The 15879-nt window shown below is 67.2% G+C and carries 7 protein-coding genes; 4 read left to right on the top strand and 3 right to left on the bottom strand.

Annotated elements, in window-relative coordinates:
- Positions 1–104 precede the first annotated feature (104 nt).
- The 3 genes from ABYF38_RS02950 (at position 105) to ABYF38_RS02940 (ending at position 12212) form a co-directional block, all read left to right on the top strand.
- Positions 105–1097, top strand: a complete 993-nt coding sequence (locus ABYF38_RS02950; RefSeq protein WP_371152642.1) for a malate dehydrogenase — start codon at positions 105–107, stop codon at positions 1095–1097.
- A 306-nt stretch (positions 1098–1403) separates the two neighbouring features.
- The gene (locus tag ABYF38_RS02945; RefSeq protein ID WP_371152641.1) at positions 1404–5732 is read left to right on the top strand and encodes a family 20 glycosylhydrolase; all 4329 of its coding nucleotides are present in this window, start codon (positions 1404–1406) and stop codon (positions 5730–5732) included.
- 243 nt (positions 5733–5975) lie between these two features.
- On the top strand, positions 5976–12212 hold the full coding sequence (locus ABYF38_RS02940; RefSeq protein WP_371152640.1) for a beta-galactosidase: 6237 nt from the start codon (positions 5976–5978) through the stop codon (positions 12210–12212).
- A gap of 141 nt (positions 12213–12353) precedes the next feature.
- Here the strand turns inward: ABYF38_RS02940 and ABYF38_RS02935 are convergent, their stop codons facing one another.
- Complete coding sequence (locus ABYF38_RS02935; protein ID WP_371152639.1) at positions 12354–12830, bottom strand: GNAT family N-acetyltransferase; 477 nt, start codon at positions 12828–12830, stop codon at positions 12354–12356.
- A 67-nt stretch (positions 12831–12897) separates the two neighbouring features.
- On the opposite strand from ABYF38_RS02935, the gene purU reads away from it, so the two are divergent.
- Positions 12898–13749 carry a formyltetrahydrofolate deformylase gene (purU, locus tag ABYF38_RS02930; RefSeq protein ID WP_371152638.1) on the top strand — a complete coding sequence of 284 codons (852 nt, stop codon included), beginning with the start codon at positions 12898–12900 and terminating at the stop codon, positions 13747–13749.
- A gap of 240 nt (positions 13750–13989) precedes the next feature.
- On the opposite strand, the gene ABYF38_RS02925 is transcribed toward purU, so the two are convergent.
- Both ABYF38_RS02925 and ABYF38_RS02920 read right to left on the bottom strand, forming a co-directional pair.
- Complete coding sequence (locus tag ABYF38_RS02925) at positions 13990–14838, bottom strand: carbohydrate ABC transporter permease (protein ID WP_371152984.1); 849 nt, start codon at positions 14836–14838, stop codon at positions 13990–13992.
- A gap of 53 nt (positions 14839–14891) precedes the next feature.
- Positions 14892–15857: a carbohydrate ABC transporter permease gene (locus tag ABYF38_RS02920; RefSeq protein WP_371152637.1), complete on the bottom strand. Its 966-nt coding sequence runs from the start codon at positions 15855–15857 to the stop codon at positions 14892–14894.
- Positions 15858–15879 lie beyond the last annotated feature (22 nt).

Raw genomic sequence — 15879 nt, 5'->3', positions numbered from 1 at the left:
GAAAAGCCGGGGCAATTGGTCCCTGATCTGGCCGGGCAAAGGCTTTAGGCTATGTTGTGGCCCGGCAGTGGAGCCGGGAAAACCTCATCGAAGGAGTTGCCAACATGGCAGAGGCTCGCAAGCCCGTTAACGTCACCGTCACTGGCGCAGCTGGCCAGATCGGTTACGCGCTGCTGTTCCGCATCGCCTCCGGCGCGCTGCTGGGCCCGGACACCCCGGTTCGCCTGCGCCTGCTGGAGATCACCCCCGCGCTGAAGGCCGCCGAGGGCACCGCCATGGAGCTCTTCGACGCCGCCTTCCCGCTGCTGGACGGCATCGACATCACCGACGACGCCAACGTGGCCTTCGACGGCGCCAACATCGGCCTGCTGGTGGGCGCCCGCCCCCGCACCAAGGGCATGGAGCGCGGCGACCTGCTCGAGGCCAACGGTGGCATCTTCGGCCCGCAGGGCAAGGCCATCAACGACCACGCCGCCGACGACATCCGCGTGCTGGTGGTCGGCAACCCGGCCAACACCAACGCCCTCATCGCGGCCTCCCACGCCCCCGACGTGCCGGCCTCCCGCTTCACCGCGATGACCCGCCTGGACCACAACCGCGCGCTGTCCCAGCTGGCCGCCAAGACCGGCGCCTCCGTCGCGGACATCGACAAGGTCACCATCTGGGGTAACCACTCCGCCACCCAGTACCCGGACATCACCAAGACCACCATCAAGGGTGAGCTGGTCTCCGACCTGCTGGCCGACCGCGCCTGGGTGGAGGACGACTTCATCCCGACCGTCGCCAAGCGCGGCGCCGCCATCATCGAGGCCCGTGGCGCCTCCTCCGCCGCCTCCGCCGCCTCCGCCGCCATCGACCACGTGCACGACTGGGTGCTGGGCAACACCGGCTCCTGGACCTCCGCCGCGATCGTCTCCGACGGCTCCTACGGCGTGCCCGAGGGCCTGGTCTCCTCCTTCCCCGTCGTCTCCAAGAACGGCGAGTGGGAGATCGTCCAGGGCCTGGAGATCGACGAGTTCTCCCGCGCCCGCATCGACGCCTCCGTGGCCGAGCTGGCCGAGGAGCGCGAGGCCGTTCGGGCTCTCGGCCTGATCTGAGGCTGAATAACCAACCCACGGGTGGGGTGCGGGCCAAAAGGCCCGCACCCCACCCGTATTTGTCTGTGAAATAGGCCACGCCGCAATTCGTTTCCTGATGCACTAGGCGGGAGAAACGTCGTCCATTTCCGGGCCGGGAGTAGACCGATAGACGGGGCAGTGCGACAATACTCGACAGTGTTTCGCCAACGCCGGCGTCACTCACGACTGGAGAATTGGTAAGCAATGACGCATACAAGCCGACGGTCGCGGATAGCAGCCCTCGCGGCTCTTTCGCTCGCCTTAACAGGAATCACAAGCGCTTTTGTGGGGGGCACCGCCCTGGCCGCGGAAGCGAAGAACCTAGCCCTCCCCGCCAACGGGGGCACGATCACGGCATCTGGAACCGAGGTCAGTGACGGTCGCTGGACCGTTGCCATGGGCGCCGATGGAGACAAGACCACCCGCTGGTCCTCCAACGCCGCCGACAATGCCTGGATCCAGGCTCAGCTGGCCAACCCGACGCGCGTTGACCACGTCAACATCTACTGGGAGCGCGCCTGCTCTCCCACCTTCCGCATCGACGTCTCCAACGACGGGACGGCCTGGACCCACGCCACCGACACGCTGCAGGCAGACTGCCCGACCACGACGGTTGCGAACGACACGCCCCAGAAGATCACCTTCAAGACGGACGTCGCCAGCCAGACGTGGAAGTACGTGCGCATGCAGGGTATGGGCCGCGTGCCCTTCGGAGGAATCAAGTACGGCATGAGCCTGTTTGAGTTCGAGGTGTGGGACGGCCCCGAGCCCGCCCCCGTGGTGCCGGGCATCGACAAGCCCGCCCTCATCCCGCTGCCCGTGAACGTCGCGTGGGGCGAGGGCGAAGGATTCGCCCTTTCCCACGACACCAAGATCGTCGCCCAGGGCGAGAAGGCCCGTGAGGTCGCCGACCTGCTGGCCGCCGAGCTGCGCGCCTCCACCGGCGCCGACCTCGAGGTGGCGGACTCCGCCACCGGCACCGGCCACATCACCCTGAAGGTGGCGGCCGACGCCAACACCGGCGGGCTGACCGGCGACGAGGCCTACGGCCTGACCGTCGCCAAGGCCGGCGTGACCATCGAGGCCCGCAACCGCCACGGCCTGTGGAACGGCACCCGTACCCTCAAGCAGCTCTTCCCGGCCGCGGTCTACTCCCGCACCCTGGTCTACACCGACTGGGTTGCCCCGGCCGTGACCATCACCGACGCCCCGCGCTTCGCCTACCGCTCCGCGATGCTGGACCCGGCGCGCTCCTTCGTGACCCCCGCTGAGGTCAAGAAGGTCATCGACTCCATGGCCGACGTGAAGATGAGCTACCTGCACCTGCACCTGGCCGACGACCAGGGCTGGCGCATCGAGATCACCAACGAGGGCCGCGTCGAGGGCGACACCATCGACTACACCCTGCTGACCAAGGTCTCCGGCCGCACCGCCATGGCCGGCCACCGCTTCGACAACGGCAGCATCATCAACTACCAGGACGAGATCGGCCGCACCGGCTTCTACACCCAGGCCGAGTACCGCGACCTGGTCAAGTACGCCAAGGACCGCGGCATCACCATCGTTCCCGAGATCGACGCCCCCGGTCACATGCAGGCCGCCCTGCACGCCATCCCGCAGCTGAACACCGAGGGCTCGTCCTTCAACGGTGGCGGGACCGTGACCGACGCCCAGCACAGCACCGGGGACGTCGGTAACTCCTACCTGGACCCGAACAGCGAGCACACCTGGCGCTTCCTCACCCACGTCTTCACGCAGCTCGCCGCCATGACCGACGGGCCGATCATGCACATGGGCGGTGACGAGCCGCACAAGATGGCCCAGCGTTTCGGTCACCCCGTCTACGCCGCCACGGTTCTGCGCATCGTCAACATCGTCAAGTCCACCGGCAAGAAGGCCATGGGTTGGAACGAGATCGCCGAGGCCGACCTGGGTGACGGCGACGTCGTGCAGTACTGGTACGGCTCCACCACCCACACCACCAAGGCCGTGCAGGCCGGTGCCAAGGTGGTCGTCTCCAAGTCCAACGCCGCCTACCTGGACATGAAGTACACCCCGGAGACCCCGATCGGCCTGACCTGGTCCGGCACCGGTGACTTCGACAAGTACTACAACTGGGACCCGGCCGTGACCGTCCCGGGCGTGGGCGAGGCCGGTGTTATCGGCGTGGAGGGCCCGATGTGGTCCGAGACCTTCCGCGGCGGCCGCAACGTCGAGTTCATGCTCATGCCGCGCGCTACCTCCCACGCCGAGATCGGCTGGACCCCGCAGGCCAAGCGTGACCTGCCCGGCTTCCGCGCCCGCATGGCCGCGCACATGCAGCGCCTGACCTACGGCGACCAGAACTACTACGACGGCCCCAAGGCCGCGTGGCAGTACTCCGCCGCCGGTGTGCCGACCGTCGCCAAGCCCGGCGAGGGCCGCACCCTCACCGTCGGTGTGGTTGCCGCCCCCGGCACCGTGCTGGACAACAACGGCATCCGCAAGGCCAACTCCTCTGACCCCGGCGGCGCCACCGTCGCCGCCGTGAACGGCAAGCTGACCTACACGATCAACTTCGGCGACAACACCCCGGAGGTGGCCGCCACGGTCACCACCAAGATGCCGCGTAACGTCACCTTTGGTTCCGGCCTCTACGAGCTGTCCGCCGAGCACACCTACGCCACTGCGGGCACCTACCTGGTCACCATCAAGGGCTCCGACGGCTCCACCGTCCAGTCCGCCGTGAAGGTTGCCGCAGACGTGCAGGTCCCGGTCGTCAAGGCCCCGATCGTGCGCTGTGGTGCCGAAGTGGTGATGGAGCTCGACGCTACCGAGGTCAAGCCGGACGCTTGGCCGCGCGTTACCGCCAGTGGCTTCATGAGCGATTCCCTGGTCACCGTCAAGATCGGCGACAAGGTCATCGGCAAGCTGATGACCAACGAGGATGGCGACCTGAGCCGCACCTTCCCGATCGAGCTGAACACCTACGGCGGTAACCACACCATCACCCTGGAGCAGGTGGACTCCACCGGCGCCAAGTGCACCGCGAGCGCCCCGCTGAAGGTCATCTCCGACCGCCTCCCGCTGGAGAACCCGATCGACCTGACCAAGCTGCCTGCGTCCGCGATCACCGCTGACTCTGAGGAGAACAGCGCCTCCGAGGTCGCCCTGGCCCGCTACGCCGTTGACGGCAACGCCGCCACCTTCTGGCACTCCCGCTGGAGCGGCGGCAACGTCCCCGGCCACCCGCACTGGATCGCCCTGGACCTGGGCAAGACCTACGACCTGACCGGTGTGTCGCTGCGCGCTCGCGCGGGCAACGCCAACGGCCGGATCAAGGACTTCAAGTTCCAGGTGTCCACCAACGGGCGTGACTGGGTTGACCACGTCTCCCTGCAGGGCCCGAACAACGCTGGCGAGAACATCTTCCAGTGTGTCTCCACGGCGCAGAACTGCACCACGTTCCCGAAGGTTGCCGCCCGCTACGTGCGCGTCCTGGCCACCAACTCCTGGAACAACGACCAGTTCACCACCCTCGGCGAGCTGCGCCTGGGCGGTGTGGAGAAGGCGACCGAGCCGACCGCGACCCCGGCTCCGTCTGCGACCCCGGCGCCGACTAACCCGGCTCCGTCCTCGACTCCGGCGCCGTCCTCGACCCCGGCTCCGTCCTCGACCCCGGCGCCGTCTGCGACCCCGGCTCCGTCCTCGACCCCGGCGCCGTCTACTCCGAGCGTTCCCGGCAACGTCGAGCGCATCGCCGGCGCCGACCGCGTCTCGACCGCGCTGGAGATGTACAAGGCCGGCGAGTTCGAGTCCACCGACGTGGTGCTGGCCTCCGCCCTCGGCTTCGCCGACGGCCTGGCCGCCACCCCGCTGGCGGACGCCCTGAACGCCCCGGTCCTGCTGACCAACCCGGGCAAGCTGGACCCGGCGGTTCTCGCCGAGCTCAAGGCCAACGGTGTCAAGCGCGTCGTGGTCGTCGGTGGCGTCAACTCGGTCAAGCCCTCCGTGGTCGCCGAGCTGAAGGCCGCTGGCATCGACACCCTGCGCCTGGCCGGTTCCTCCCGCTTCGACACCGCTGCGGCCGTCACCGGCCACATCAGCGAGCTGAAGGGCGGCCTGGACAAGCTGTTCCTGGTGGACGGCAACGAGTTCGCCGACGCCCTGGCGGTGGGTGCGGTCGCGTTCCGCAACGGTGGTGCCCTGCTGCTCACCGACGGTGCCACCCTGCCCAAGGCCACGGTGACCTACCTGAGCAACTCCTCCGCTGAGGTCGTTGCCGTCGGTGGCAAGGCCGCTACCGCGGTCAAGCGTTCCACCGTGGTGGGCCCGGTGTTCCAGCAGGTCATCGGCGGAGACCGTTACGAGACCGCCACCAAGGTGGCGCAGATGTTCGGTGCGAACGCCAAGCTCATCGGTGTGGCTTCCGGAGCCGTCTACGCCGACTCCCTGGCTGCCGGCGCCTACGTCGCGCAGAAGGACGGCGTGCTGGTGCTGACCCTGCGCAGCGCCCTGCCGAAGTCCACCTCCGCCTACATCGGCTCGGTGGACGGAGCCAAGGTTGTGATCGCTGGCGGTACCGCCTCGGTCACCCAGTCCGTGCAGCGCGCACTGGAGGCCCTGGTGAAGTGATGCCTTGAGGCATATCACCAAGAACTCCCTTGGTGTGAGCGGGTGTGATCCGGCTATCATTAGTCGAGTCACACCCGCTCACTTTTGTCTGGGCGGAATCGTGTAATCGCAGCGCGCAGTGAAGCGGGCAAAGAGAGGGTTGCAATGAAGCGATCTGTAACAGGGCACAGTGTGCCACCAGCCAGGTTGTCCTGGCGGAAGACATTTGCGGCAGTGGCAGCATCATCGCTGTTGGTGTCTGGCATGGCCTCGGTTGCGCAGGCCGCCGTGCCGATGCCGGCGGCGGAGGTGCCGGAAACCGCAGATTCCCAGGCTGGGGACAAGATCACGTTCCCGGGCAACGACGGCAAGAGCCACCGGGTCACGTGGGACAAGCAGTCCTTCTACGTGGACGGCGAGCGCCTGCACGTCTGGTCCGGCGAACTCCACCACTGGCGTCTGCCGTCGCCGGAGCACTGGCGTGACGTGTTCCAGAAGCTGCGTGCTTCCGGATTCAACGCCGTCTCGCTGTACTTCTTCCACGGCCTGCACCAGTCCGAGGAGAACGGCCCCTACGACTTCACCGGTATCAAGGACATCGACAAGCTCCTCACCATCGCGGAGGAGGAGGGCCTGTACGTCATCGTGCGTCCTGGCCCGTACGTCAACGCCGAGATCTCCATGGGTGGTCTGCCGGCCTACATGTCCAACTACACGCAGTCCTCGCTGCGTTCGGTGGAGAACCTGGACAAGGCCAAGGAATGGCTGGGCGAGTTCAACAAGATCGCCAAGCGCCACCAGATCACCGACGGTGGAGGCTCGATCATCCTCTACCAGGCGGAGAACGAGCTGTACTCCGACGTTGCCTGGCGCGGTAACTTCCTGCGCGAGCTGACCCGCTTCATCAAGTCCGACGGCATCACTGTCCCGGTGTTCCACAACGACTGGGGCATGGGTGGCCGGTTCGCCGACGTCGCCAACTACGGCACGGACTTCTACGCCTTCGACTGGTACCCCGCTGGCTTCAACTGTGGTAACCCGCGCGGTGGCTTCGCGGATCGGGAGAACGACTTCCGCCGCATGGCCCCCAACAGTCCGATGTTCATCACCGAGGCCCAGGGTGGTGCCTTCACCCCGTGGGGCGCGGCCTTCAACACCGACCAGTGTGCCGTCTACACCGACGGGGGCTTCACCCGCGAGTACGGTGTGGTCAACCTCGGTAACGGCGTGACCGCGTTCAACTACTACATGATCATCGGTGGCACCAACTGGGGCTGGACCGGCTCGCCGTCCTCCGGCTTCACCTCCTACGACTACGGCGCCGCCCTGAACGAGGACCGCATCATCACCCCGAAGCTGGGCGTCCAGAAAGAGCTGGGCTACTGGCAGAACGCCGTGCCGCAGTACGCCTCCATGGACCCGGTCACGGCCCCGCGCGTGGCAGTTGAGAGCGGCCGGTCCGTCAAGGCCTACGAGCGCGTCGCGACCGACAAGAGCTCGTCCGCCACCGGTGAGGGCACCCACCTGCTGGCCTTCCGCCACGCACAGGCCAACACCGAGCAGACCACCAGCTTCACCACCAAGCTGCACCTGTCCGCCGGCCAGGCGCAGGACACCGGCACCGTGATCCCGGCCAACGACTCTAGGGTCGCTTACACCGGCACCGTCACCGATGCCGCCGGCGGGGTCAAGGTGCTCTCCTCGAACGGCGCCACCGCGACCCTGCAGTTCACCGGTTCCGGCATCGAGGTCACGGCCAACCCGGCGGTCGGCGGCGGCTCCGCCACCGTCACCATCGACAGCGTGGCCGCAGGCAACCTCAACACGAACGTCCCGACGCTGCAGAACGCCGAGCCGGTGACGGTGAGGAAGTCCTTCGGCGCCTCCGGGACCCACACCGTGGTGGTGCGCTCCACCGGCACGGCCCCGGTCAACCTGGCCTCCTTCCGCGTGTTCGGCGCCGACGCCCCCGCCCCGACGCAGACGGTCAAGGAGACCATCAACGACAACAGTAACCGCATCACCTACTCGAACAACTGGGAGCACGCGAACAACCTGACCTGGACTCAGGGCGACATCGACAAGGACGAGCACTTCTCCAAGACCGTCGGCGCCTACTACGAGTTCACCTTCACCGGAACGGGTATCGAGATCATCGCGCCGTTCTCCGTGAACCACGGTTACGCCGACGTGTTCATTGACGAGGTCAAGGTGGGCCGCACGGAAGAGGAGGTCACCACCGAGGCCTCGGCCCAGCAGGTGGTCTTCTCCAAGAAGGACCTGGAGAACAAGGAGCACAAGCTCAAGGTTGTGGTGACCGGTGAGCGCTTCGCCGGTTCGTCTGACCACTACGTCTCCGTGGACGCCCTGCGCGTCTACGAGGGCGAGCCGTCCGCGCCGGCGCCGACTCCCGCTGACGCGATCGCGTGGGACCGCATCCCGCAGAAGGCCGGCACCTTCCTCACCCTGAACGGACGCGACGCCGTGCTCGTGACCGCTGACTTGAAGCTGGGCGAGCACAAGCTCTACTACTCCACCTCCCAGCTGTTCGTGAACCAGGACATGGGCGACCAGCAGCTGCTGGTGCTGGTGGGCAAGGACGGGCAGGCCGGTGAGGTGGTGCTCGCATACGACGCCGAGCCGACCGTGTCCGGCACCGTGGACAAGGACTGGAACGCCACCCGCAAGGAGCTGCGCCTGAATTTCAACCACGGCACCGCGCCGCAGGAGTTCAAGGTGACCGCCGCCAACGGCAAGCCGCTGGTCATCCGCGTCATTGACCGCGAGACCGCCGCCGACGCCTGGCTGCTGCACGGTGTCTCCGGCACCACCAACAAGCCGATCTACCTGGAGGGTGCCTACCTAGCCCGCTCGGTGAAGTTCGACGGCGCGAACGCCGCCATCTGGGGTTCGGCGGACAAGGCCCAGGACATGCACGTGGTGCTTCCCCAGGGCGTTACCGCAGCGACCTGGAACGGCGAGCCGCTGCAGGTGGCGAACGGAGTGGCCACCGGCCGCGCCGCCGCCCCGGTGGAGTTCACCGCCCCCACGCTGCAGTGGGTGAAGGCTGAGGAGACCCCGGAGGCCGCTGCGGACTTCGACGACGCCTCCTGGCGCGCGGTGGACAAGACGACCACCGTCAACCGCTGGCAGACCCCCGGCGCCAACTCCCGCAAGGTGATGAGCTCCAACGCCTACCACCAGTTCGAGGGTGACGTCTGGTACCGGGGTAAGTACACCCCCAACAACGCCACCGGCACGATCACGGTGAACGCCAACGGCTCCACCGGCCAGCCCGGCCACGGCCGCGCCCCGGCCTTCGCCCTGGTGTGGGTCAACGGCCAGTACGCCGGTTCGGTGAACGCCGACGGCCGCGACCGCCAGGTGCGCATCCCGGACGGTGCGGTCACCGCCGGCGAGGAGGCCACCATCTCCATCCTGGTCCACAACATGGGCCAGAACCTGGACTGGTCTGACGACGGCCTGTCCCGCCAGAGCCGTGGTCTTGCCGACGTCGCCGTCTCCAACGGCACCTCCTCTGCGGTGACCTGGAAGATCCAGGGCGCCCAGCACACCGTCCCGGTTGACGTGGCCCGCGGCCTGTACAACGTTGGTGGTCTGTACGGTGAGCGCGCCGGTTGGTACCTGCCCGGTTACCCGACCAGCGACTGGAAGCCCGCCGCAACGATGAACGCGAGCAAGCCGGGTGTTGCCTGGTACCGCTCCAGCTTCGACCTCGACGTTCCGGCCGGCCAGGACGTTGCCTTCCGCCTCGAGGTGCAGTCGCGCCGCTTCCAGGGCATGAACCGCAACGACAAGTCCCAGGTGCTCCTGTTCGTCAACGGCTGGAACACGGGCGTCTACGTGGGCGACATCGGCCCGCAGACCTCGTTCACGATTCCGTCCGGTTTCTTGAACATGAAGGGCAAGAACGAGATCGCTGTGGCCGTCACCGCCAAGGAGACCGGCCACGGCCCGGACAACGTGGTGCTGCGCGCCGTCGGTAACACCACCGGTGCTATCGCGTTCACCCAGAACGACGCCCCGGCCGTGGGTGCGTTCGCCGTCACCGCCACCCCGTCCAAGACCGACCCGAAGCGCCAGGAGGCTGTGCGCCTGACCGTCGGTAAGACGATCCCGCAGCTGGCTGCCGGCACGGTTGCCGCCATCCGCGTGGACTGGGGCGACGGCATGGTGGAGACCATCACCGGTGACAGCTACCGTCACGTCTACACCACGGCGGGCGCGAAGGCGATCCGCGTGGATCTGGTCGACAACGTCAGCGGTCAGGTGCTGGCCACCGCCAACACGACAGTGACCGTCTCCAACGAGATCTCTGACACCCCGGCCCTGCAGGAGGTGCGCGCGCTCGCCCCGACCAAGACCGACCTGTGTGGTACCGACTCCGACTCGATCACCATCCCGGAGGTCACCGGTGTGGAGTACCGCATCGACGGCACCAAGGTCACCGGCACGGTTGCCACCAACGGCTTCAACAAGACCGTTACCGCCGTGGCGACCGCCGGTTACGAGCTGATCGGCACCGCGTCTTGGGAGTTCACCTTCCCGCTGACCAACTGCGTGGCGGTGACCCCCGAGCCGGTCGAGCCGATCGACCTGTGCGGTCACGGCGCCGATGGTTACCTGCTGCCCGAGGTCGCCGGCCTGACCTACAAGGTGGCCGGCAGCGCGGTGGAGCCGGGCTACTACCCGGCCAACGGCCCTGTCACGGTGACCCTGGAGGCCAAGCACGGCTTCAAGCTTTCCGCCGGTGCCCAGACTTCGCTGGCGCTGAACTTCACCGACGCCGCGTGCCCGGCCACCAAGCAGGCCCTGGCGCAGTCCGGCATGACCGCCACCGCTGACTCCCAGCAGCCGCAGACCGGCCGCGAGGGTCCGGTCCGCTTCCTGCTGGACGGCGACCCGGCCACCTTCTGGCACACGCCGTGGGGCGCTGGCACCACCGAGCACCCGCACTGGGTGAAGATCAAGGTGTCCGACGCTCCCGTCAGCCTGGCCGAGTTCACTTGGCAGCAGCGTCCCAACGGCAACAACGGTGCCGTGAAGGACTACGCGGTGTTCGTTTCCACCACCGGTGACGCGGACGACGACTTCTCCTTCGTGAAGGCCGGTCAGCTCGCCCCGGGCACTGCGGTGCAGACCGTGGACATGGGTGGCGCGCAGGCCAAGTACGTCATGATCGTGGCGTTCAACGCCTGGACCGGTCCGTGGACCACGGGTGCCGAGTTCACCGCGAAGAAGTACGAGGGCGCGGTTCCCCCGCCGCCGACGCAGCAGCCGTCTCAGTCGAGTACTCCGACGCAACAGCCGTCTCAGTCCAGTACTCCGACGCAACAGCCGTCTCAGTCCAGTACTCCGACGCAGCAGCCGTCTCAGTCCAGTACTCCGACGCAGCAGCCGTCTCAGTCGAGTACTCCGACGCAGCAGCCGTCTCAGTCCAGTACTCCGACGCAGCAGCCGTCTCAGTCCAGTACTCCGACGCAGCAGCCGTCTCAGTCCAGTACTCCGACGCAGCAGCCGTCTCAGTCGAGCACTCCGACGCAGCAGCCGTCCGAGACGCCCAGCCAGCCGTCCGGTAAGCCGACCGTGACGCGCCTGGGCGGCATGGACCGATATCAGACGGCGGTCGAGGTGCTCAAGGCCAGCGGCGACAAGGCCGAGACCGTGGTCCTCGTCTCCGGCGAGGTCTACGCCGACGCCCTGGCCGCCGGTTCGCTGGCGGGCGCCCTGGAGGCCCCGCTGCTGCTGACCGGCAAGGCCAGCCTGCCCAAGGCCGTCAAGGACGGCCTGGTTCAGGCCGGCACCCGCAACGCCTACGTGCTGGGTGGCGAGGCTTCTGTCTCCCGCCGCGTGGTTAGCCAGCTGGAGGCAGAGGGCATTCGCGTGACGCGCATCGCCGGTGCTGACCGCTTCGAGACGGCCCGCAACGTGGCCCGTACCGCCCAGACCGAACTGATGGTGCGCGGCCACGCCGTCACCTCCGTCCTGGTCGCGGACGGCACGGACTTCGCCGACGGCCTGGCCGCCGGTGCGGCCGCCGCCTCGACGCACAACCTGCTGCTTCTCTCCAACGGCAAGGCACTGCCGAAGTCCTCGGCAGACTTCCTGCGGATCGAGGCGGCCACGCTCAAGGTCTACGGTGTTGGCGGCAAGGCCTCCAACTCCCTCGCCAACGCGGGCGTGCGCGCGGTCCCGGTGGTGGGCGCCAACCGCGCCGACACGGCGGCCAAGCTGGCCTCGGCGGTCAACCCGAAGGCTGAGCACGTGCTGCTGGTCAACGGCACCAGCCCGTGGGATGCCCTCACGGCCGGCGGTCTGGCGGGCAACCGCAATGCGGTGCTGCTCCTGACCAATGCCACCGAGCTGCCCAAGGAGACCGCGGAGACCCTGAAGAACAAGAACGTCTCCGTCACCATCCTGGGCCTGGAGCGCTCGGTGAGCGCCCGGGTGCACAACCAGGTGCGTCTGCTGCTGAAGTAACAGCTGCAGCGTTCCGACCCGAAGGGGCGGGGCAAGGCCGCAAGGTCTTGCCCCGCCCCTGCCCGTGTGCGCGGGCGCAAAAGAGCGGCTGGGCGGCCCCCGCCAACGCGAAGGCCGCCCAGCCGCTACAGCGAAACGCCGTCAGTCAGTCTTCTCGGAGCCCGCCTCCAGGTGGGGCTGGATGCGGGCGATGAACGCGCGGGCCAGGCTGCCCAGGCTGCCCCGGTCGCTGACCAGCTCGCCGGCGGCCACGGCGCCGCTGCCGGTCTCGATGGCAACCTCGGAGACGCCGGAGGAGACGTGGGGGACAATCGAGAGCAGCAGCTGCTGCCCGATGCCCTCGCCGCGCCGGTCCGGCGCGACGGCGAAGCGAGACAGGGTGGCGCGCGCGCCGTCGACCTCCACCTTGATGGTGCCAATGAGTCGGCCGGCGTCGCGGGCGCCGATCACCACCACGCCGGGGCGGGTGAAGTCCGCCTGGACGTCGGCCAGGCTCTCCATGAGCTCGGGGATGTAGGGGTCCCCGGTGTGCTGGGCTTGGGAGACGTAGGCTGCCCGGCGGAGGGTGAGCACCTCGCCGGCGTCGCTGACGGTGAGGGGAGCTGTCTGCATGTCCATGGGGAATATCTTTCCAGATGGCGGGGCACGGTGTCCTTGCCTGCCCGGGCGAGGATAGGCTTTTGCCATGACCGTTTCCCACCCCACCCTTGTTCTCACGCTCTCTTGCCCCGATGGCCCCGGCATCGTTCACGCCGTCACGGGCCTGATCGCCGGCTACGGCGGCAACATCGTGCAGTCGCAGCAGTTCGGCGACCCGGACACGGGCCGTTTCTTCATGCGCGTGGAGATCGAGAACACCTCCCGGGAGGCCATTGACGCCGGCATGCTGGGCCTGGTGGAGCGCTTCGGCATGGACTACAAGCTGGTGGCCCAGGGCCAGCCGGTTCGTACGATCCTCATGGTGTCCAAGGAGGGGCACTGCCTGACCGACCTGTTGTTCCGGCACCGCTCGCAGGGCCTGGACATCGACCCGGTGGCGGTGATCGGCAACCACACCGACCTGGCCCCGATCGCCGAGTTCTACGGCGTGCCCTTCCACCACATCCCGGTGAGCAAGGAGACGAAGGCCGCCGCCGAGGACCAGCTGCTTGCCCTGGTGAAGGAACTGGACGCGCAGCTGGTGGTGCTGGCCCGCTACATGCAGGTGCTGTCCGACCGCGTCTGCGAGGAGCTGGCCGGCAACGTCATCAACATCCACCACTCCTTCCTGCCGTCCTTCAAGGGCGCCCGCCCCTACGCGCAGGCCCACGACCGGGGCGTGAAGATCATCGGCGCCACCGCCCACTACGTCACCGCCGACCTCGACGAGGGCCCGATCATCGAGCAGGACGTCGCCCGCGTGACCCACGCCGACTCTGTGGCCGAGCTCGTTTCCATCGGCCAGGACGTCGAGCGCCGGGTGCTGGCCCAGGCCGTGAAGTGGCACTGCGAGTCCCGCGTGCTGCTCAACGGCAACCGCACCGTGGTCTTCGCCTAGCCGCCCGTTTGTCAGCCGCCCCGCCGGGTTTTACGCCCGGTGGGGCGGCCTTTTCGTGGCCGACGTCGGCCGCCCGCCGCCCCCGCGACCTCGCCGCGTACCTGACGCCCGCACGCCCCGCGCCGCCCAGCCGTGCCGCGCTCTTTCGTCCGCCACCGGGGCGCGGGCAAACGAAGCGGCCGACGTCCCTCGCAGCGAGCAGGAGGAACGTCGGCCGCTCAAAGACCGGCGGGGGAGGGGCTAGCCCTTCACCGAACCGGACATCAGACCACCCACGAAGTACTTGCCCAACAGGATGTAGACAATCAACGTCGGCAGAGAGGTGATGACCGCGCCAGCCATGGACGCACCGTAGTCCGCCAGGATGGAGGCGCGCGCCAAGTTGTTCAACGCCAGGGTGACCGGGCCGTTGCTGGACGAGCTGAAGAACAACGCGAAGAGGAAGTCGTTCCACGCGCTCGTGAACTGCCAGATCAGCACCACCACGAAGGACGGGATGGAGATCGGCAGCACCACACTGAAGTAGGTGCGCAGCATGCCGGCGCCGTCCACGCGAGCCGCCTCAATCAGCTCGGTCGGAACCGACTCGTAGTAGTTGCGGAAGATCAGCGTGGTGATCGGAATACCGTAAACCACGTGCAGCACGATCAGGGTGGGAATGCCCTGAATGGCGGACGGGTCGGGCAGGTTGGCCGCCAGGTCCAGAATCATCTGGAGCAGCGGGATCATCACGGCCTGGTACGGGATGAACATGCCGAACAGGATCAGCGTGAACACCACGTTCGCACCCGGGAAACGCCACTTGGAGAGCACGAAACCGTTCATCGAGCCCAGCATCGCCGAGATCAGCGAGGACGGGATCACCAGCATGAACGTGCGCAACAGCGGCTCGGCCAGGGAGTCCCAGGCCTTGGACCAGTTGCCGAACTCCCACGACTGCGGCAGGAACCACGTGCGGGACGGGTCGGCGTCACCAAGCCCCTTGAAGGACGTGATGATCAGGACATAGACCGGGATGAGGACCACGGCCAGGGAGAAGATGAGCAGGGCGTAGCGGATCGACTTAGAAACCACGGACTCCTGGTCCATGCTCTTCTTCTTCGCGATCTTGGCGAGCTTGGCCTGCTTGGTGGTCGCGGCGCTCATCGGTTCTCCTTGCTGCTCTTAGCGTCGTGGATCAGGTAGGGCACCACCAGGATCGCCACGATCGCCAGCAGGATCACACCCACGGCGGCGGCGTTGGCCCGGTCACCTGCGGTCAGGAAGTTGTACATGTCGATCGCAGGAACCTTGGTGGAGTAGTTGCGCTGGTCCGTGATGGACATGATCAAGTCGAAGGACTTCAGCGACATGTGCCCGATGATCACGACCGCAGACAGGGCCACGGGCGCCAGCTGCGGGAAGATGATGCGGCGGTAGAGCTGCCACTCCGAGGCGCCGTCCACGCGGGCGGCCTCACGCAGCTCGTCCGGGATGCCACGGAAACCGGCCAGGAACAAGGCCATCACGTAACCCGCCAGCTGCCAGATGGCGGGAATGGCGATGGCCAAAATGCCCCAGGTCAGGTTCCGGGTCCACCCGTTCTCCAGGAAGCCCAACCCGACCATTTGGAACAGACGGTTCAGGCCCGTGGCCTTCTCACCCGTGGCGGTGTTGAGCAGCCAGCGCCACACCACACCGGAGGCCACGAAGGAAACGGCCATCGGGAACAGGAAGATGGAACGGAAAATGGACTCACCGCGCAGCGGCTTGTCCAGCAGCCATGCCCACAGGAAGCCGAGCACCAGGGTGCCGACCAGGAACACGACGGTGAAAAGCATCAGGTTGATCAGCGAGTGCTGGAAGTCGTCGTCCTTGAACAGGGCAACGAAGTTGTCCAGGCCAACCGTCTTCCACGGCTTGACACCGTTCGCCTGAGCAACCGTGTGCTTGTCGGTCATGGAGGTGAAGATGTTGGTGCCGATCATGCCGTACACGAACACGCCCACCAGGAACAGGGAGGGGGAGATCAGGAGCAGGCCCGGTCCCCACTGGCGAATGTGAGTCCAAGTGAGCTTGGACTTCTTCACCTGTCGCGTCGCAGTCTTGGACGCATTTTCCTTACTCATTGGAAGAACCTTCCGTAAGCGG

This window comes from Buchananella sp. 14KM1171 (genome assembly GCF_041380365.1).
GTDB classification, from domain to species: Bacteria; Actinomycetota; Actinomycetes; order Actinomycetales; family Actinomycetaceae; genus Buchananella; species Buchananella felis.
Note: the sequence above shows the minus strand (reverse complement) of the source record. Positions and strands in the feature narration are given on the sequence as shown.